Below are 19831 nucleotides of genomic sequence, written 5' to 3'. Positions count from 1 at the left end.
GGATCATGACCGCTGACTCGGGCGTACCCGAGATATCCGATATCGAGTTGTGGCTCCTAGGCCGCCTCGCGTTCTACCTCCGATGCACCGAGGACGACATCGCCCCGGAAACGCCCCTGGCCGAGCTGGGCATGGACTCCGTCTACGCGGTCACCCTCGTCGGCGACATCGAGGACGTCTACGACCTCGAAGTCGACCCGACCCTGGCCTGGGACTACCCGACCGCGCGCGCCATTGCCGGCTACCTGCACGCGTGCTTGGACACCCCGGCCGAGGACGCCCGATGAGCGCCCCGGAGCCGATCGCCCTCGTGGGCATGGACGTCCGCTTTCCCGGAGCCGAAGGCAAGGACGCCTTCTTCGACCTGCTGATGTCCTCGGGCGACGGCATCGGCCCCGTCCCGCCCGATCGGTGGCCGGCCGAGGAGTTCACCCGCGAGCGCGGCGACGCGGCCCGGATGAACACCTCCGAAGGCGGGTTCCTCGCCGACATCTCCTCCTTCGACAACGCCTTCTTCGGCGTTTCGCCCGCCGAAGCCGCACAGCTCGACCCGCAGCAGCGCCGGCTGCTGCAGAGCACGTGGTGCGCCCTGGAAGACAGCGGGCGCGACCCGGGGGCGATGGCCGGCTCGCGCACCGGCGTCTACGTCGGAGTGATGGGCAACGAGTGGGCCCAGCTGCACCTGACCGACTACCCCAACATCACCGCCCAGGCCGCCTCGGGCAACGGCTACTACATGACCGCCAACCGCCTCTCCTACCAGTTCGACTTCACCGGACCCAGCCAAGCCGTCGACACCGCGTGCTCGTCCTCACTGGTCGCGCTGCACACCGCCTGCGGCGCACTGCGGCTGGGGGAATGCGACACGGCCGTCGCCGCCGGCGTGAACATCATCCTGGTGCCGACCTCCCACCTGTTCTACGCCCAAGCCGGCCTCTCCGCCCCGGACGGGCGGTGCAAACCCTTCAGCGCCGACGCCGACGGCATCGGCCGCTCCGAAGGAGTGGCCGTGCTCGTGCTGCGCCGGCTCTCCGACGCCCTGGCCGAGGACGCGCCGATCTATGCGGTCGTGCGGGGCAGCGCGGTCAACCACGACGGCCGAAGCAACGGGCTGACGGCACCCAACCGGTGGGCTCAGGAGCGGGTCCTGGCCGAAACGTACCGCCGCGCCGGCGTCGACCCGCACGAGGTCGGCTTCATCGAAGGCCACGGCACGGGAACCCTGCTCGGCGACATGATCGAGGTGCGCGCGCTGGGCGCCCACTACGGCGGCCGCACGAGCCCTTGCGCGTTCGGCTCGGTCAAGGGCAACGTCGGCCATTGCGAAGGCGCGGCGGGTCTTGCCGGAGTCGCCAAGGCGGCACTGGCCCTGAGACGCCGGGTCGTACCGCCCAGCCGCTACGCCGAATCGCAGAACCCGGAACTGAACTTGGAAGCCGCGGGACTGCGGTTGCTGCGTGCCCCCCAGCGGCTCGCGGGCGACACCGTCGCCGCGGTCAGCAGCTTCGGTCTGGGCGGTACCAACGCCCATGCCCTCCTGCAATCCGCCCCCGCGACCCGCCGCCGCGGCAGCCGCCCCGCCCCCGGCGCGGATCGGGCTGTGGGCGTGTTCACCGTGTCGGCCGACTCGGCCGAAGGGCTGCGCCGCAACCTGGGCGAAATGGCCGACTGGGTCCAGCGCAGCGGCGAGCGGCCCGCCCGACTCGCGTGGACCAGCAACCGCGTCAAGGCCGGCCTGCGCCACCGATTCGCCGCCGCGGCTCCCGACCGCCACCGCCTTTCCGCGTCCCTGCGCGCTGCCGCGAACGGGGAGCGGCCCACGGGGCGGCGCTCGGCCCGCGGTCCCCGGGTGGGAATGCTGTTCTCCGGCCAAGGCGCGCAGTACCCGGGTATGGCGCACCGCCTCTACGAAACGTGCCCGCCCTACCGGGAGGCCCTCGACGAGGCGGACGCGCACCTGCACCCCCACCTGGGCCGATCCGTACGGGCCGCGCTGGCTGACGGCGGCGACGACGTACACCACACCACCCTCACCCAGCCCGCGCTGTTCGCCGTCGAATACGCCATGGCCGCCGCCCTCGTGCGCACCGGCATGCGACCGGCCTGGCTGATCGGCCACAGCATCGGCGAATACGCCGCCGCCTGCGTGGCCGAGGCGCTGAGCCTGCCCGACGCGTGCCGCCTCGTCGCCGCCCGCGCGCGCCTCATCGGCTCCCTGCCCGGCGGCGCCATGCTCAACGTCTCCGCCGGGCCCGACGTACTGGACGGTATCGCCGAGAACGACGCGCACGTCGACGTCGCCGCGGTCAACACCCCTCGCTCCGGCGTCCTCTCCGGCGACCCCGAAGCCCTGCGCGGTCACGCCGCAGACCTGGCCGCGGCGGGAATCGGACACCGGTGGCTGGAGGTCTCCCACGCCTTCCATTCCGCGCACACGGACCCGGTGCTGGAGGAGTTCGGCCGCATCGCCGACGAGGTCGTCCCCGCACGGCCGAGTATTCCGATCTACTCCACCCTGCTGGGACGCCGCCTGGACGAGGACAAACTCGACGGCGCCTACTGGCGCGACCAGATCCGCAGCACCGTGCGCTTCGCCGACGCAGCCGAGGCGGCGCTGGAAACCGATCCCACACACCTGGTGGAGGCGGGCCCCCGACCGGTTCTGACGGGCCTGTTTCGACGGATCCGGCCGGGCCTGGAAGCCGCACCGCTCAGCCCGTGTCCGGGACCGGGCAGCGACGGCACCGAGTTCGCCGAGGTCGTGGCCGCCCTCTACACCGACGGCGCCGCCGTCGCCCCCGAGGAGCTCGCCCCGCCGCGCGAGCGCCGGACGGTGCGGCTGCTCCCCTACGCGTTCGCCACCGACCGCCGCTTCCCCGTCGCCGACGACTACCGCCCCGCGTTCGACGGGCCCGTGCAGTCGACCGCAACCGCGCCGCGCCGGACCGGCCCCGGACCGGCGGAGCCGTCCCCGCCCGCCACGCCGAGCGTCCCCGAAACCGGTGCTCACGCGGGACCGGCACCGCGGGACGCCGAAATCGCCGAGCTGATGGCCGACGCGGGCGGCTACGCCGCCGACGGCATCGACCCGGACGCCCTGCTCTTCGAAGACCTGGGATTCGACTCCATCGTGCTGGCCCGCGTACTCGGCGAGGTCGAGCGGCGCTGGCCGCACCTGAGTCCGCTGCCGGTGGAGGACATCCTGGCCAACGCGGCCAGCCTGCGCACGCTGTCGGAGTACATGCAGGGCCGTCTCGACGGCCCCCGAACCGGCGCGGGGGACTGAGGTGGCCACGACCCGCCCGGCCAAAACCGCAACCCCGGCGGCCGCAGCCGCCCGGGCGGCACCGTCGCAGCACGCACCCCGACCGCGGCCGAACTCCGCGGCCTGCTCCTGCGCCCGGATTTCAGCACCCTCGACCATTGGAGAACCGAGACATGGCTGACGCGACTCCACACGCCGCCGCGATCGCCGGCACCGGGTCCTCGCTTCCGGGGAAACCGATCGACAACACCGCGCTGGGGGAGTTCCTCGGCGTCGCTCCGGAGTGGATCTCCCGGTTCGTCGGCACCGAGCAGCGCTACCTCGCCATGGACCTCACCACCGGCGAGGTGTTTCAGAGCCTGGCCGAGATGGCTGCAGACGCGGCGATGGAGGCACTGCAGGCGGCCGATACCGACCCCGGCGACCTGGACTTCATCGTGATGGGCACCGCCACGCCCGACGAGCTCATGCCCGCCACCGTCAACCACGTCGCCGACCGCCTCGCGGCCGAGCACATCCCCACCTACCAGGTCCAGTCGGGCTGTGCGGGAGCCGTCCAGGCGCTGAGCCTGGCCGAGCGCCTGCTGACGCTGCCCGAACACACCAACGGCCTGGTGATCGGAGCCGACACCTGCGTCAAGCACTGCGTCACCGGCCGTTCCCCCGGCGAGATCGGCTCCTCGGAACTGGTCAACTACATGCTCTTCGGCGACGGCGCCGGCGCTGCAGTGCTCACCTCCGCCCCCCGACCGGGCGACCTGCGGATGCGCGCGATCCTCAACCGGTTCACCGGGGCGGGCAAACCGCCCGGCCAGACGGTGCGCTGGTTCGGCCAGGCCGACCGCGACTCCGGTGAGCCCGCGTTCTCCGAGGACTACAAAGCCATCGAAGAGCGCGTCCCCGAGATGGCCGCCGAGATCCTGTGGCAGCTTCTGGACTCCACCGGTTGGCGCGCCGAGGACGTCGGCCACCTGCTGCCGCCGCAGCTGTCGGGAAGCATGACGCCCCGCATCACCCGGCGCCTGGCCCTGCCTGCGGCACGCGAGGTCAGCTGCGTCGCACAGACGGGAAACAACGCCAACGCCCTGCCCTTCCTCCAACTGGACGACATGCTGCGCCGGGAGGAGCCCGTCGGCACCGTCGTGGGAATCGCGGTGGAGTCGAGCAAGTGGCTCAAAGCCGGATTCGCGCTGGAACGCGAGGAGTGATCCCCGTGGCCGACACCGCGATCGGAACCGCCGACACCGCCAGCGCGGCCGGACCCGCCGAGCGGCTGCGCGAGCTGCACCGCGCAGGAGACCTGGCGCGCTCGTTCGCAACCGCGACCGACCTGGTGCGCCGCATCCCCGTGAGCGAGCTGGACGGAGTGGCCCAGCTCTTCGCCCGGATCGACGCCGACGACGTGGCCGAGCACCACCCCGACACCCCTGCCGTGTCCGTCGACGTGTGCGCCAACGGCACCGTGGCGGCGCTGCCGCCGCTGCTGGCCGCCCACCTCGCCCGCTCCGGAACGGCGATGCGGGCCCGCTCGATCCCCTACACCCGCGACTACTCCCGCCTGGCGTGGTCGCAACCGCCCGACGGGGCCGGCCCGAGCGCCCGGCTGCGCCTGCTGCTGCTCGACGCTCACGCCGTAGCCGAAGAACTGGCCGCGCCCTGGAGTGTCGCCGACGTCGAGGCCGCCCTCGGCGACCTGCTCGGACGCATCCGGGACCTGGCGGCCCGCCAGCGCGAAGCCCCCGGCTCCACGCTGGTTCTGAACACGCTGCCGTTGCCCGCGCGCCTGGCCGACCAGCTCGTCGACATCCGTTCCCGAACCCGCCTCGGCATCGCCTGGCGCGAGTTCAACACCGAACTGCTGCGCCTGGCCGAAGCAGGGCCCGCCACCGTCGTCGTCGACACCGACCCCATCCTCGCCGAGACCGGACCGCTGCACGACGACCGGCTCGCCTGCTACGCCCAGGTGCGCCTGGGAACCGGGTTCCTGTCCGCCTACGCGGGTGAGGTCGCCGCCACCGTGCGCGCGCTGAGCGGGTGCGCCAAGAAGGCCCTCGCGCTGGACCTGGACGGAACGCTCTGGGGCGGGGTGCTCGGCGAGGACGGCCCCGAAGGCATCGAAGCGGCCGGCGGGTCGCGGGGCGTCGCTTTCCAGGAGTTTCAGCAGGTCCTGGCCCAGATTTCCGCCCAGGGCGTTCTGCTGACCGTGTGCAGTCGCAACGAGTCAGGGCCCGTCGAACAGGTTCTGGCCGAGCACCCCGAGATGGTGCTGCGGCGCGAAGACTTCGTGGCCGTAGCAGCCAACCGCCGCCCCAAGCCCGAAAACGTCACCGAGATCGCCCGCGTGCTGGGCCTGGGCCGCGACGCCTTCGTGTTCGTCGACGACACCGCCACCGAGATCGGCGCGATGCGCGACCTGCTACCCGACGTCGAGGTGGTGGACGTCGGCGGCGACCCGGCGACGCACCCGCGGCGGCTCCTGGAAGGAGCCTGGTTCCGCACTCTGGAGACGACCGACGACGACCGAGCGCGCCGGGAACGCTACCGCAGCGAATCCCGCCGCGCGGAGCTGCGCCGGTCGACCGGATCCACCGACGACTACCTGCGCCACCTCGGCGTCCAGGTCGAGTTGGTGCGCCCCGCCGACGAAGCGGTGCCGCGCCTGGCCCAGCTCACCCAGCGCACCAACCAGTTCAACCTCACCACCGAGCGGCTCGGCGACGCCGAAGTCCGCGACCGCATCGCCGATCCCGCCCAACTGGTCGCGGCCGTGCGCTCCCGCGACCGCTTCGGCGAGCACGGTGTGGTCGGCGCCGTCTTCGCCCGCGTCGAGGGCGAACGCCTCACCGTCGACAACATGCTGCTGAGCTGCCGGGTGTTCGACCGCGGCATCGAAACGGCATGCCTGCGGCATCTGCTCGTTCACGCCCGCGAACACGGATGCGCCGAGGTCGCCGGACGCTACCGACCCAGCGGCCGCAACGGGCGCTTCGCGTCTTTCTACACCGACCACGGCTTCACCGCCCGGGAGGACCTCGCCGCCCCGGACAGCGCCGACGGCGCTCCCGCCACCCGGACCTTCCTGCACCGCCTGCGCGGAACCGACGGCGGCGCCCCGGATCCCCTGCCGGACCACCCCGACCACATCCGGCTGACCATGTCCCTCGCGAAAGGCACAGCACCGTGAACTCCCGCGACGATCTGCTCCGGCTCATCGACACCGAACTGGCGCTCGCCCTGGCGCCAGAGCACCTCGACGTCGAGTTCGACCGCCTCGACGGCTGGGACTCGGTCCACCTGGTACGGCTCATCGCCGCGGTGGAGCGCGAGACCGGCCGGGCGCTCGACGTCTCCGCTGCCCTGCAGGCCCGCACCCTCGCCGACTTCTTCGACCTGGCGGCCGGCGACGGCCGCGCCGCCTGAGATGGCGCTTCCCGCCCGGGCCCGCGTGGGGCCCCTCGACCCGCAGCGGCGCCATACCCTGCACTTCCTGTCGTTCGCCCGCCAGGCCTGCCCCGTCCACATCGACACCGAGGTCGACATGCGCGCCGTGCTGGACCACCGCGACAGAGCTCCGGTCCGGACCTCCGTGGTCAGCTACGTCATGCTCGCCGGAGCACGCGCCCTGGCGCGCCACCCCGAGGCCAACGCCGCCGTCGTCGGGCGGCTGCGCCCCCGCGTCGCCCGCTACCCCACCGTCGACGTCAAGCTCGCCCTGGACAAACGCCTGGACGGCACCCGCGTGGTGATCACCGCCCCCGTCCGCGACGTCGGTAGCCAACGGCTGCCCGAACTTCAGCGGACCGTGGACCGGTTGCGCGACACCGACGCCGCCGACCTGCCCGAAGCCGGGGCAGCGCGCGCGCTCATGCGCGCGCCCTTCGCCCTCGGCGCGCTCGGTTTCCGCCTGGCGCTGTCCCGGCTACGAGCCCGGCCCCGCTTCATGGGCACACTCGCCGTCTCCAGCCTGGGCCACCGCCCGGTCGACGGGTTCCACTCCTACGGCGGCACCGCGGTGACCCTGGGTGTGGGACGCGTCCGCGACCTGCCGCGCGCCGAGGACGGCGCCGTGGCGATCGTGCCGACCATGCGCCTGAGCCTCACCTTCGACCACCGCGTGATCGACGGAGCGGTAGCCGCCGACGTCCTCGCCGATATCACACACACTCTGGAGGACTGTCGTGACCTGGTATGAAACCGACTCTGCGGGTGCCGACCCGGCTGAGGCGCCCGCACCCGACCCGCGCGTGGCCCAACTGCGGGACTTCGCCCTGCTGCACGCCCGAGCCCAGGGCATCTCCCGTCGGGAGTGTCGCCGCGTCTGGGCCCGGGCCACCACCGAATCCGACTGGGTGGCGTCCTGGAGCGATCGCGCACGCGCGCTGCGACGGCGCGGCGACCCGCTGGGCGCCTGCCGCCGATTCGGCATGGCCCGATTCCCCTACGTCGACGGGCCCCAGCGCGCCCACGCCCTTGCCGAGTGCGTCTCCTCCTTCGACGACTGGCGCACGCGCCAGGGCATCGAACGCCTGGAGATCACCCACGCCGGCCGCAGCTTCGCTTGCTGGACCGGCGGCCTGTCCGGCCGGCGCCCCCTCGTCGTCGTCCTCGGCGGGATCGTCAGTATCAAGGAGCAGTGGGGCCAGTTCATCCCGGCGGCGCGACGCTTGGGCTACGCGGTGGCCGCGGTGGAGATGCCCGGTGTCGGAGAGAACCCTCTGGACTACGGTCCCGGCAGCGAATCCGTGCTCACCGCCGTCCTCGACGCCGCCGCAGAGCGCATGAGCGTGCGCGGCGCCCATGTCGTCGGCATGAGCTTCGGCGGCCACCTCGCGCTGCGCTGCGCCCGTTTCGACGACCGCGTGCGCGGTCTGGTCACCGTCGGCGCGCCCGTGCGGGCCCCGTTCGCCGACCCCGACCACTGGCGCACCCTGCCCGAGATCACCACCCGGACCCTCGGCCACCTCTGCGGCGGCGGAGACCTCCCCGCCCGCCTGGCGCCCATGGCGCTGGACCCCGACCAGCTCGCGCGCACCGACCTGCCCGTGCACTATCTGGAAAGCCTGCGCGACGAGATCATCCCGCGCTCCGACGTCGATCTCGTCCACCGGTACGCACCCCGTCGGCGCGTCGTCAGCAGCGACGACGTCCACGGCTCCCCGAACTCCGTAGCCCGCACCCGCACGTGGATGTTCGGATCACTGCTGGCCCTGCGCGGAGCGCGGGGGCGGGCCGCGATCCTGCACACCCTGTCGGGCCTGCCCGTACGCCGCGGCACTCCGCACACGCGCTGGAACGGGGGGACGGGACGATGAGACCGGCCCCCGCCGACACCGCGCCGGCCGCCGCGGCCCCGCGCACTGGCGCCTATCTCGGGCGCGACGCCCGCGGCGACGGGCTCCGGGTGATCTGCTTCCACCACGCCGGCGGCGGCGCTTCGGGGTTTCGCTCATGGCGCGGCGCCTTCGGCCCCGACGTCGGCGTCTGGCCCGTCCAGTTGCCGGGACGGGAGAGCAGGCGCAGCGAGCGGCCCTTCACCGACATCGACGCCCTGGTCACCGACATCGACCGCGAGCTGGACACGGCGCTTTCCGAGCCGCACCTGCTTTTCGGGCACAGCATGGGGGCTCTGGTGGCCTACCGGCTCGCGCTGCGCCGCCTGCACCGCGGTGCCCGTCCGGCTCTGGGACTGGCGGCGGCCTGCTACCCGGCGCCGACCGCGCCGGGCGGCATCGGCACCTGGGCGGGCGCCGACGACGCGGCGCTGACCGACCTGCTCGCCGGCGCGGGCGGCATCCCCGCCGAGCTGCTCGCCCACCGGTCGCTGCTGAGCGCTTTGCTGGAGGTGCTACGCGCCGACCTGCGCGTGTGCGCGACCCACCGTCCCGACGACGCCGCGGCCCTGGACATCCCCGTGCACGTATTCGGCGGGCGCGACGACGTACTCGTGACCGGCGAGGCCCTGTCGGAGTGGAGGCGCTGTACCGCCGGCCCCTTCTCCCTGCGCATGCTCGACGGCGGCCACTTCTTCCCGACCGGTGCGCCCCGGGAGCTGCTCGCCGCGCTGTCGGCGGTGGTCGCCCGGGCGCGTTCGCGCTCCTGAAACCGCGTTCCGCGGCGCCCCGGAGTGGGGGCGCCGCGGAACGCGGTCACCAGGTGACCGGAAGTTCCCGCAGGCTGTGCACCATCATCCCGCTGGTCATCTCCAGGTCCTCCGCTTCGGCGTCCAGAGCCAGGTTGGGAAAGCGGCGGAACAAGGTACTCAGCGAGATCTGCAACTCGGCTCGTGCCAGCGCGGCGCCGATGCAGTAGTGCACGCCGTGGCCGAAGGCCATGTGCTGCTTGTCGGCGCGGTCGATGTCGAAGGTGTGGGGCGAGTCGAAGTGGCGGTGGTCGTGGTTGGCCCCGGGGACCGAAGCCACCACGGCCGCATTCTCGGGGATCACGGTTCCGGCGATCTCGACCTCCTCCAGAGTCACCCGCAGCGGCCCGCCGTCGCCGATCGGATTGACCCGCAGGATCTCCTCGACGATGTCGTCGATGCGCTCGGGGGATTCCTGCAGCGTCCGCAGGGCCTCGGGGTGCCGCAGCAGGCTCAAAGCGCCGCTGCCGATGACGGTGGCCGTCGTCTCGTGCCCGGCGACCAGCAGAGTCATCCCCATCATCATCAGCTCGTGTTCGGAGAGCCGCTCCTCCTCCTCGGCGCGTACCAGCGCGCTGAGCAGGTCATCGCCGGTTCCGTCGGTGCGCTTTGCCGCGATCAGCTCCTGGAAGTAGCCGGCCAGGCTGGCCATGTCGTGCAGCGCCTCGTCCTCGGTATGGGACGTGAGCGAGACGATCCCTTCCGACCACGCCTGGAACTTGTCGTGGTCGGAGAAGGGAACGCCCAGGAGTTCGCAGATGACCCGAACCGGCAGGGGGAACGCCAGCGCACGGATCAGATCGGCGGGTCGACCTCCCCGCTCCATCCCGTCCAGCAGCTCGTCGGTGATGCGTTGGATACGGGGGCGCAGCCCGTTGATGCGCCGGGCGGTGAATTCCTTGGCCACCAGTCGGCGCAGGCGGGTGTGCTCGGGGGGATCCATGGTGAACAGTCCGCCGCTGACCGGCCGGGCCGAGGTCAGCCGCGGCGCGTCGGGGTCGGCGGTGGCGGCGCGGCTGAACCGCTGGTCGGCTAGCAGGGCGTAGGCGTCGTCGAACCGGCTGACCACCCAGCCCTCGTCCCCGCTGGGGAAGTCCACGCGGGCCACCGGCTCGTTCTCGCGCAGGTGCCGGTAGAGCGGCGGGATCTCGGTGACCGAGTACCGCGTGAACGGGTAGGGATGGCGCTTGTGCTCGTGTTCCATGGAGCCCTCCGGATCAGGCGTGGACGGATCGGTGCGTGTTCTGGCGCTGGATGCGGAAGTAGATCCGGCGGAAGACGGCGTTGCGCAGGGCGGTTACGCGTTCGGCCGTGCGGTACACGCGCTGCCGCAGCAGCACCGCGGCGGGATTGCCCAGCGTGAACGCCTTCTCTTGGCGCAGTTGGAGTGAGCGGGTGGTGCGCACCTCGGATTCGCGGCTCCGCTGGAAGGCCTCCGCGGCGCGGTCCGCCGCCTGCGGGGCGTCGGATTCGCGGAGGGCGGAGGCGAGCCGGGGGGCGAGGTCGACCGCGTCGACGATCGCGTGGTTGACCCCCTGGCCGAGGATCGGTGAGAAGGTGTGCGCCGCGTCGCCGACGACAGCGAACCCGGGGCGCTGCCACCTGGGCACGACGGTGGTGAAGATGTCCAGCACGCTGGTTGCCGACCACGAGGTGATTTCGGAGCGCACGATCGGGTTCAGCTCGGGTGCGAGCTCGTCGAGCCGTTCGTGCAGCTCGCCGATCCCGCCGCGGCGGATCTTCTTCAACCCGCCCTTGGGAATGTTGAAGCCGACCCGGACCTTGTCCGGATACGTCGGCAGGAACACGCCGTTGCGGTCGTCGCGCAACCGGATCCGGTAGGTACTGTGCTCCCACTCGTCGGGGACGGGGGTCTTCAGCCAGACCACGTCGCGTTGTTGGGGAGTCGTCGTGCAGTCGAGGCCGGCCATGGTGCGCAGCCTGCTGTAGCGCCCGTCGGCGGCCACGGTCAGCGTCGCGTCCACCTCCACCTCGGAATCGGGACCGGTGGCGCGGACGCCGCTGACACGGTCGCCGCTGTACCGCAGGTCGTTCACCCGCGTACGCGGCAAGAACGTGAAGGACGCGTATTGGTGTGCCTCGCCGAGCATCGTCTCCAGCAGATTGTGCTGGGGGATCTCCAGCGGATAGCGCTGGGGATAGTCGAAGTCGCCGAAGTCGACATTGAGGACTCGGCGCCCGCCGTCGTCGATCTCCATGCGGCGCACCTGCAGGTATCCGCGTTCCCGCGCCGCTTCGAGCACCCCCATCTCACGCAGCAGGTATCCGCAATCCGGTGAGATCGTCTCGCCGCGGAACGAACGGTTGAAGTGCCCGCTCTGCTCGACGGCGACCACGCTTATTCCGCTGCGCGCGAGCAGCAGGGCGAGCGAAAGCCCACCCGGACCTCCTCCCACCACGCACACCTGAGTCGACACCGTCATCGTCATACGGATCGGGCCCCTTCGCAGCGAATATCTGGTACCCGATGCTAGGAAGGGCGCCTTGCGACCTCCTTGGCCCGATCCTGGTGCCCGCCTTGGGGCGACCTTGCGGCCCGGCCGCCGCGTATACCGACCGCGGCCGGCGCCGTTTCCGTGTTCCGGGACCCGCTACCGCTCCCCGGAAAGGATCGTCTTCTGCATGCTCTGCAGAAGCTGCCCGGGGTCCAGCCCCAATTCATCCCGCAGCAACGATTGTGTGCGATGGTATACGTCCAGTGCCTCGACTTGGCGCTCGGCCTTGTACAGCGCGACCATGAGCTGGTACTGGAACGTCTCGTGGAAAGGGTGCTCTTCGGACAGGGCGCGGAGCTCGCCGATGATCTTGCTGTAGCGTCCCAGTCGTATCTCCGCCTCGTTGCGGAGTTCGATCAGCGACAGGCGCGTCTCGCGGATCCGGTTCTCCATTCCGCAGAGGATGGGGCCGCGCGGTGCGTCTGAGAAGGCCTCTTCGCGCCAGGCGGCCAGTGCGGCGTCGAACGTTCGAAGGGCCTCGCTGTAGTTTCCGCCCTCGAAGTCGGCGGTGCCGGACCGGTGCATCCGCAGGAACTCGTGGAAATCAATGCTCTGGTGGTCGGTCTTCAGCAGGTAGCCGGGGTGCCGGGTCTCCAGGGGAATGTCCGACCCCGACAGCCGCGACAATTCCTTCCGCAGTTGGGATACGTAGACGTAGAGAGAGGCGTGTGCGCTTTTGGGTGGGTCTTCCCCCCACAGTTCGGTGACGAGTTGGTCGGTGCTCACCGCTCTTCCCGGCCGGGAGAGAAGCGTCGCCAGCAGCGTCTTGATCTTGGCGGCCGAGGGAGTGTATGTTCGTCCGTCCGCCTCGACCTGAACGTTCCCCAGTATCTTGAACCGCACTAAGCGCTCCCGTCGGGATTGTGGCTTCCTGTGCTCAGTAGCGCCCGCGCGAAGTTTCCACTGCGGACGACCCGGAATGATCTCGTGAAGCGGAAGTTAAATCTATATTGCGGAATGGCGAAACCCTTGTCCGGTAGCTTTGTGTGCGGAACAGAGTTGCACTGACACGAAGCGTGAGGAGGTATTGCTCAACTTGAGGATATTATTCGGACGGCCCCAAGACAAACCCGAACAAGGTTCTGGAAAAACGGGCGTTCGAGGCTTCGTCCAGTGTGGTCCGGTGCTGACATGAACTCAGCCGAGAGTTTCAGGGAGAGCGAATGGAAAATGAAAAGCATTCACGTCCTCCGGCCGCGTCCGCGCCCTCGAATCGGGGGGTGGCCGCGGCGCGCGTGCTGATGGCGCTGGCGAGCGCGAGCGCCCTGGCGGCAGCGGCGGCGGGACTGCCGACCGTGCTGGACGCGGGGCCCGACCGGGTGATGGCCGAGACCTGGCGCTTTTACGGCTTCGGCGTCTTCGCCGCACTGTTCGCCCTGCTGGCGTGGCGCCCGCTGCGCTACCGGTGGGTCTGGGAGATCGTGATCGCCAACAAAGCCCTGCTGGCGGTGACCGCTGCCGCGTTCGCCGCCGGAGCGCTCGGTCCGGACGGGGTCGCCGGGGCGGGCGCCGCCGCCACCGCCGACAGCGTCCTGGCCGCCGTGACCCTGGCCGCCTACCTGCTGTGCCGCGGCTGGCGGGCCGGTCCCCGCGGCGCGGATGCGGGCGGCGCTCCGCCGGCGCCCTGACACCGGCCGCGGCCGCCGAGAAGCGTCGCGCCCGTCGTCGTCCGAGCGCAGCCGGTGCGGCCGGGAGTGGCGCGCGGCACGGGCGCGGGGCCGCGCGCTACCATCGCTGCGGGCTGCGGGGCCCGCGCGGCCCCCGCAGCCCGCAGCCGCCGCCGACCAGCCTGGTGCCATGACCTCTGACTCAACCGACGCCCCTTGGCGCGGGATCGCCCGCCACGCCGACCGCCGCTCCGAGGTCGGCCCCGTCGAGCTGTTCTTCGACCTCGTCTACGTCTTCGCCATCATCCAGCTCTCCCACGTGCTCGTGGACCACCTGAGCTGGCAGGGATTCGCCGAGACCGCCGTCGTATTCGCCGCCGTGTGGTGGGGCTGGAACTACACCGCCTGGGCGATGAACTGGCTCAACCCCTCCAACACCCGCGTCCAGCTGCTCAACGCCGTCCTCATGCTGGCCGCGCTGGGCATGGCCGTGTCCATCCCCGACGCGTTCGGCGGCTCCGGGCTGCTGTTCGCCGGCTGCTTCGTCTTCATGGGGATCCTGCGTCCGGTCTTCATGATCGCGGGGTTCAAGGGGCAGCGGCTGGCGTCGAACTACACCGCCCTGCTGTCCTTCTCCGCCCTGGCCGGCGTCGCCTGGATCGCCGGTGCCCTGCTGCCGCCCGAGCTGCGCCTGTGGGTATGGCTGCTGGCGGTCGTCATCGACTACGCGGGGCCGCTCGTGGACTTCCGCATCCCCGGTGTGGTCAGTGCGCCGATGGAGCGCTGGGACACCGACCCCGACCACCTCGCCGAGCGCAACCGGCTGGTGTTCATCATCGCCTTGGGCGAGTCGATCCTGATGATGGGCGGGGCCCTGGCCGACCAGGGGGTGCTGGAAGCGGGCAACCTCATCGGCCTGGTGCTGGGCTTCGCCGGGCTGACCGTGCTGTGGTGGAACTACTTCGCGCTGGCCGGCCACGAAGTCACCGGGCGCCACGGCGGCACGGGAGCGCTGCGCTTCGCCTTCGCCTACGCGCACGCCCTGATGGTCCTCGGCGCCATCGTGCTCGCCGTCTCCATGGAACTGCGGCTCACCCACGACCACCTCACACCGGGCCTGGTGCTCGTGGCGGTCGGCGGACCCCTGATCTACCTCGCCGGAAACCTGCTGTTCCTGCGTTCGCGCTTCGGCCGGATGGCCCGTTCCCGCTTCGTGGCCGCGGCCCTGCTGGTGGTCGTCGGCGCCGCGGGGGTCGCCTTCCACGAGCACCTGCCCGTCACCGCGGTCACCCTGCCGGTACTGCTCGTCATGGCCTCCCTGGCCGTGCTCACGGCGCGTTCCCGCGCGGCGGGCGGCGGCACGCCCGCGCCGCACTGAAGTTCCGGTGCGCCCCGCAGGCTCCCGGCGGCGCGGGAACCGCCCCCTCGCCCCGGTTCACGCCGAGCGGCCGCCGGCCGCCTCCAGCAGGCGGGTGACCGTGTTCCAGTTGCGCACGGTCGCCGGGGCGGGCGCGTGCCGCTCCAGCAGCGGGGTGAGCCGGGCGCGGCCCAACCCGTGGGGAAGGTACAGGTAAAGCTCCCGTTCGCCCGGGACCAGCTCCTCGGGGGCGTAGCGGGAGGGGTCCAGGGCCGCGAGGCGATCGCGGTCGACGGGGGCGCTGAGGAAGGCCACCGCGCACTTGGCCGGGTCGCGCACCGCGAACGGGAGGGCGTCCACGACCCGTTGCAGGTCGGCGGCGGTGCGCACCACCACCGCGGCCGACACTCCCAGCTCCCGGCGGAGCGCGTCCTCGATCGCGCTGCCGATCTCCGCGGGGCCGGCCCCGCGGGCCGTGAACGCGGCGTTGCCGCTCTGCAGCAGCGCCGCCGCGTCGGTGTAGCCCAGGCCGTTCAGCAGCGAGCGCAGGTCGGCCATCCGGACCGTGTTGCGCCCGCCCACGTCGATCCCCCGCAGCAGAGCGATGTAGCCGGTCATGGGGCCTTCCTCTCCGGGGCCGCTGCGCGCCGCCGGTGGGCGGGGCCGCGCAGCGGCAGCTTGGCGGGCGGGGGAGACGCGGCCGGGCCGGCGGCGCGCGGGATCCGTTCAGTGCGCCCGCCGCAGGGCACGTGTGCGGCACGGTGCCGGGAGGCCGGCCCGCGGCAGGTCGGTGCGGCGGCCGACCACGGGCGGAGACCGGGGTCCGGGCGCCCCGGACCGGAACACGAATTTAAGAGATCTACGATGTAAAGGTGCACGTATCGTACTGCACATTCCGTGCCCCCTCACGCACCCGCCTGCACCAGCGCCTGCTCGACGTCGGCCCACAGGTCCGCCGCGTCCTCCACACCCACCGAGATCCGCACAGTGGCACCGCCGATCCCGGCTGCCGCCAGCTCCGCGGCGCCGAGCGCGGCGTGGGATGTGCTCGCCGGGTGCAGCGCAAGACTGCGCACGTCGCCGAGCGAGGGGCCCAGGGCCACCAGCCGCAGCGCTTCGGCGAACCGGCGGCCGGACTCCCGTCCGCCGGCCGGCTCCACCGCGACGATCCCGCCGGCGCCGTCCAGCAGCCGCCCGGCGGTCCCGCGGTCGGGGTGGTCGTCCAGGCCGGGATAATGCACCCGCTCGACCCCGGGGTGCGCCGCCAACCGTGTGGCCAGATCCAGCGCATTGGCGCAGTGGCGCTCCATCCGCAGCGCCAGTGTCTGCAGCCCGCGCAGCGTCAGCCAGGCCGCGAACGGGTCGGCGCAGGCGCCCAGGTTCACGGCGCGGCTCCACAGGCCCTCGTGCTGATCGGCCCGGGCCGATACGGCGATCCCGCCGACCGCGTCCCCGTGTCCGCTGAGGTACTTGCTGGTCGAGTGCACGACGACGTCGGCACCGTGCTCGATCGGTCGGCACAGCAGGGGAGTCGCGAAGGTGTTGTCCACGACGGTGGCCGCGCCGCGCGCCGCCGCCTCGGCGCTCAGCGCGGGGAGGTCGCACACGCGGGTGGTCGGGTTGGCGATCGTCTCCAGCAGCAGCACCCGGGTTTCGGGGCGCATCGCCGCGCGCGCCTCCGCGGCGGTGTCGGTCTCCAACCGGGTCACCGCTACGCCCCACTTGGCCGCCAGTTCCTCCAGCAGCGCGTGGGTGCCGCCGTACAGGCAGCTCTGCGCGACGACGTGGTCGCCCGAACCCAGCTTCTCCAGCAGGACGGCGCTGATCGCGCCCATCCCCGAGGAGAACGCCGTGGCCGCGGCGCCGCCCTCCAGGCCGGCGACGGCCTCTTCGAGCGTGCGCACGGTGGGATTGCCGTACCGACCGTAGAAGAAGTCGCCCCGCTGGTCGCCGAAGGCGGCCGCCAACCGCTCGGCACTGTCGAAGCGGAACTGGTGGCCCTGGTAGAGCGGGGCCGTCGTCGGGCGGCTCCCTCCGGGATCGGCGCCAGCGGTGTGCACGGTGCGTGTGGCGAAGTGTGCGCTCATGGCCGCCAGTCTGTTCGGCGGCCGATTGCGCCGACAGAGCCAATCGCGCCATATTGGTCCGCCTATGGAACCAATCGAGGACCTTCCGGGGACGCTGGGCGCTTGGTCGGCCGGACGCGGGCCCCTCTACCTGCTGCTGGCCGCCCGCTTCCGCCAGGTGATCGACGACGGGCTGCTGCCGTCCGGGACCCGGTTGCCGCCCGACCGGGCGCTGGCCGCGGCGCTCTCGGTGGGCCGCGGAACCGTGGTGGCCGCCTACGACCTGCTGCGCGAGGAGGGCCGTATCGTGCGGCGCCAGGGAAGCGGCACCCGCGTGGCCGCCACCGCCGCGAGCCGGCAGCCGGGCGCGGACGCCTCCACCACCCCGATGTTCCTGCACCTGCTCGACCCGCCCGACGGCCTCCTCCTGCTCAGCTGCGCGGCCCCGGACGACCCTCCGCCCGAGGTCGCCGAGGCCTACGGCCGCATCGGCCTGACGGCCCGCGACCTGGGCTACCATCCGGCAGGCCATCCGGTGCTGCGCGCGGCCCTGGCCGACCGCTACAGCGCCCGCGGGCGCCCCACCGCCCCCGAGCAGATCCTGGTCACCACCGGCGCCCAGCAGGCGCTGTCGCTGCTCACGCAGCTCCTGGTCGCTCCGGGCGACTCCGTCCTCGTCGAGGCGCCCACCTATCCCGGCGCGCTGGATGTGCTGCGCCAGGCGGGAGCGGTCCTGCGCCCCGTCGCGACCGGACCCGACGGCATCGACGTCCGGGCCGCCGCCGCGGTCATGGACCGCCACCGGCCCGCGATGGCCTATGTGATCTCCGAGTACCACAACCCGACCGGAGCGGTGCTGCCGGCGCCGCAGGCGCGCCGCCTGGCCGCGGCCGCCGCCGAATCCGGAGTCCGGCTCGTCGACGACGCGGTGCTGGGCGGGCTGGGCTTCGACGGTTCCGGCTCCGGCCCCGGGCTGCAGGCCCCGATCACCGTCGACTCGCTGAGCAAAGCCGTATGGGGCGGCCTGCGTGTCGGCTGGCTGCGCGGGCCCGCATCGCTCGTCCGCCGCCTCTCCCGGCTCAAGGCCATCCACGACCTGGGCACCGACGTCCCCGCCCAGCTCGCCGCGGCCGATCTGCTGAGGGGGTTCGACACGCTGCTGCGGCGCCGCTGCGCCGGGCTGCGGGAGCGCCACGACCACCTGCGCGCCGAACTCGCCGCCCGGCTGCCGTCCTGGCACTGCCCCGCGGTCCCCGGCGGCCAGACGCTGTGGGTGCGCCTGCCCCGCGGCGACGGCGGCTCCTTCGCCCAGACCGCCGCGCGCCACGGCGTGGCGGTGCTGCCCGGCGGCGTGCTCGACACGACCGGCGCAAGCGCCGCGTACCTGCGTATCCCGTTCCTGCTCGACCCTCCGGTGCTGACCGAGGCGGTGCGCCGCCTCGCCGCGGCCTGGCGCGCCTACGACCGTTCGGGTGCCGCGGGCCGGCCGGGGCCGACCGCGCTGGGGGCGGCCGTGGTGTGAGCGGCCTGCGGCGGCTCCGGTGCCTTGTCACCGGGCGGCGCTAGCGTGAGGATTGTCGATATCACCGGCGCAGACACCGCGCAGGGCCCGCACGCTGCCCGCGGTGGCCGGCGCCTTCGGGCCCACAGAGGTGACACTATGAGCGATCTCGCCGCCGCACCCCAGCAGCCGCCCGCCGCCGGCGCCGCCGCGGATGCCGATACCGAGTACCGGATCGAGGCCTACCGCACCGAGCTCACGGGCTACTGCTACCGGATGCTGGGGTCGGCCTTCGAAGCCGACGACGCCGTCCAGGAGGCCATGGTGCGCGCCTGGCGCAGCATCGACCGGTTCGAGGGGCGTTCCTCGCTGCGGTCGTGGCTCTACCGCATCGCCACCAACACCTGCCTGGACATCCTCAAGGGCCGCTCGCGGCGCGCCCGGCCGGTGGACATGGGCCCGTCCCAGGGCACCGACGCCGTGCTCGGGCCCGCCTACGCCGACACCGCCTGGGTGGAGCCCTTCCCCGACAGCCGGGCCCTGCCCGCGCTGGAGGACCCCGCCGAGCAGGCCGCGCTGCGCGACACCGTGCGGTTGGCGTTCGTGGCCGCCCTGCAGCACTTGGCTCCCCGGCAGCGGGCTGTGCTGATCCTGCGCGAGGTGCTGGGCTGGCACGCCAAAGAGGTCGCCGACCTGCTCGACACCACCGTCGCCTCGGTCAACAGCGCTCTGCAGCGCGCCCGCGCCACCATGGCCGCGGTCGGCGACACGTCGGCCACCGACCCGCTGCTGCCCGGTGACAGCGTCCAGCGCGACCTGCTGGACCGCTATGTCGCGGCCTTCGAGAGCTACGACATGGCGGAGCTGGCGTCGCTGCTGCGCGAGGACGCCGCGATGTCCATGCCTCCGTACGCGCTGTGGCTGCAGGGGACCGAGGCGATCGCCGCCTGGATGACCGGACCCGGCCACGGGTGCCGCGGCTCCCTGCTCGTGCCCGCCGCCGCCTGCGGCGCGGCGGCCTTCGGGCAGTACCGCCCCAGCGGGCCCGGCGGCTCCTTCGAACCCTGGGCGCTGCAGGTCGTGGAGACCTCCGGCGACAGCATCGCGGCCATCACCAACTACCTCGACACCGCGCGGATGTTCCCGCTGTTCGGGCTGGGCGACCACCCGGGCCCCGCACGGGCGCCGGCCCGGGGCTGATGCGGACCGGTCCGGCGGCGTGCAGCGGGTCAGCCGCGGGCCCGCGCCGCCGCGCCTGTGACGCGGGACACTCCCCATGCGGCCGTGGCGGGTGTTAGTGTGGATGCAGGGTTGCAGCAGTCTTGATTTCGCATGATCCACGTTTGATCGCCCAGCGGAGTTTTTGACCGGCGGGCGTTT

At 72.4% G+C, this 19831-nt stretch carries 17 protein-coding genes; 12 read left to right on the top strand and 5 right to left on the bottom strand.

Features of this window, described 5'->3' with window-relative positions:
- Positions 1-5: 5 nt before the first annotated feature.
- The 8 genes from HNR25_RS23560 (at position 6) to HNR25_RS23525 (ending at position 9365) form a co-directional block, all read left to right on the top strand.
- Entirely contained in the window at positions 6-287 is a 282-nt protein-coding gene (locus HNR25_RS23560) for an acyl carrier protein (protein ID WP_184639984.1), read from the top strand.
- Complete coding sequence (locus tag HNR25_RS23555; protein ID WP_184639982.1) at positions 284-3286, top strand: type I polyketide synthase; 3003 nt, start codon at positions 284-286, stop codon at positions 3284-3286. Before HNR25_RS23560 ends, HNR25_RS23555 begins: the two co-directional genes overlap by 4 nt.
- Before the next feature lie 152 nt (positions 3287-3438).
- Complete coding sequence (locus HNR25_RS23550; RefSeq protein WP_184639980.1) at positions 3439-4473, top strand: 3-oxoacyl-ACP synthase III family protein; 1035 nt, start codon at positions 3439-3441, stop codon at positions 4471-4473.
- A gap of 5 nt (positions 4474-4478) precedes the next feature.
- Entirely contained in the window at positions 4479-6449 is a 1971-nt protein-coding gene (locus HNR25_RS23545) for an HAD-IIIC family phosphatase (protein ID WP_184639978.1), read from the top strand.
- A complete protein-coding gene (locus tag HNR25_RS23540) occupies positions 6446-6685 on the top strand; it encodes an acyl carrier protein (RefSeq protein WP_184639975.1) in 240 nt (79 codons plus the stop codon). The genes HNR25_RS23545 and HNR25_RS23540 overlap by 4 nt, the downstream gene beginning before the upstream one ends.
- A 1-nt stretch (position 6686) precedes the next feature.
- Positions 6687-7457 carry a 2-oxo acid dehydrogenase subunit E2 gene (locus HNR25_RS23535; protein ID WP_184639973.1) on the top strand — a complete coding sequence of 257 codons (771 nt, stop codon included), beginning with the start codon at positions 6687-6689 and terminating at the stop codon, positions 7455-7457.
- The gene (locus HNR25_RS23530; protein WP_221459373.1) at positions 7444-8577 is read left to right on the top strand and encodes an alpha/beta fold hydrolase; all 1134 of its coding nucleotides are present in this window, start codon (positions 7444-7446) and stop codon (positions 8575-8577) included. Before HNR25_RS23535 ends, HNR25_RS23530 begins: the two co-directional genes overlap by 14 nt.
- The gene (locus tag HNR25_RS23525; protein ID WP_184639971.1) at positions 8574-9365 is read left to right on the top strand and encodes a thioesterase II family protein; all 792 of its coding nucleotides are present in this window, start codon (positions 8574-8576) and stop codon (positions 9363-9365) included. Before HNR25_RS23530 ends, HNR25_RS23525 begins: the two co-directional genes overlap by 4 nt.
- A gap of 46 nt (positions 9366-9411) precedes the next feature.
- Here the strand turns inward: HNR25_RS23525 and HNR25_RS23520 are convergent, their stop codons facing one another.
- The 3 genes from HNR25_RS23520 to HNR25_RS23510 all read right to left on the bottom strand — a co-directional run bounded on the left by HNR25_RS23520 (position 9412) and on the right by HNR25_RS23510 (position 12763).
- On the bottom strand, positions 9412-10608 hold the full coding sequence (locus tag HNR25_RS23520; RefSeq protein ID WP_184639969.1) for a cytochrome P450: 1197 nt from the start codon (positions 10606-10608) through the stop codon (positions 9412-9414).
- Between the two features lie 13 nt (positions 10609-10621).
- On the bottom strand, positions 10622-11854 hold the full coding sequence (locus HNR25_RS23515; protein ID WP_184639967.1) for an FAD-dependent oxidoreductase: 1233 nt from the start codon (positions 11852-11854) through the stop codon (positions 10622-10624).
- A 162-nt stretch (positions 11855-12016) separates the two neighbouring features.
- Complete coding sequence (locus HNR25_RS23510; protein ID WP_312862757.1) at positions 12017-12763, bottom strand: AfsR/SARP family transcriptional regulator; 747 nt, start codon at positions 12761-12763, stop codon at positions 12017-12019.
- A 377-nt stretch (positions 12764-13140) separates the two neighbouring features.
- Here HNR25_RS23510 and HNR25_RS23505 point away from each other — a divergent pair, with 377 nt between their 5' ends.
- Both HNR25_RS23505 and HNR25_RS23500 read left to right on the top strand, forming a co-directional pair.
- Positions 13141-13548, top strand: a complete 408-nt coding sequence (locus tag HNR25_RS23505; RefSeq protein WP_184639963.1) for a hypothetical protein — start codon at positions 13141-13143, stop codon at positions 13546-13548.
- A gap of 169 nt (positions 13549-13717) precedes the next feature.
- Positions 13718-14905, top strand: a complete 1188-nt coding sequence (locus HNR25_RS23500; protein ID WP_184639961.1) for a low temperature requirement protein A — start codon at positions 13718-13720, stop codon at positions 14903-14905.
- Between the two features lie 57 nt (positions 14906-14962).
- On the opposite strand, the gene HNR25_RS23495 is transcribed toward HNR25_RS23500, so the two are convergent.
- A complete protein-coding gene (locus tag HNR25_RS23495) occupies positions 14963-15502 on the bottom strand; it encodes a DUF1697 domain-containing protein (RefSeq protein ID WP_184639959.1) in 540 nt (179 codons plus the stop codon).
- Between the two features lie 287 nt (positions 15503-15789).
- Positions 15790-16971 carry a trans-sulfuration enzyme family protein gene (locus HNR25_RS23490; protein WP_184639957.1) on the bottom strand — a complete coding sequence of 394 codons (1182 nt, stop codon included), beginning with the start codon at positions 16969-16971 and terminating at the stop codon, positions 15790-15792.
- 64 nt (positions 16972-17035) lie between these two features.
- Between HNR25_RS23490 and HNR25_RS23485 the strand changes: the two genes are divergently transcribed.
- The gene (locus HNR25_RS23485; RefSeq protein ID WP_184639955.1) at positions 17036-18472 is read left to right on the top strand and encodes an aminotransferase-like domain-containing protein; all 1437 of its coding nucleotides are present in this window, start codon (positions 17036-17038) and stop codon (positions 18470-18472) included.
- Positions 18473-18610: 138 nt separating this feature from the next.
- Positions 18611-19651 (top strand): sigma-70 family RNA polymerase sigma factor, encoded by a 1041-nt coding sequence (locus HNR25_RS23480; RefSeq protein ID WP_184639953.1) that lies wholly within the window; start codon positions 18611-18613, stop codon positions 19649-19651.
- The last annotated feature ends 180 nt before the right edge of the window (positions 19652-19831 follow it).

The sequence above is a fragment of the Streptomonospora salina genome (assembly GCF_014204715.1).
GTDB classification, from domain to species: Bacteria; Actinomycetota; Actinomycetes; order Streptosporangiales; family Streptosporangiaceae; genus Streptomonospora; species Streptomonospora salina.
Note: the sequence above shows the minus strand (reverse complement) of the source record. Positions and strands in the feature narration are given on the sequence as shown.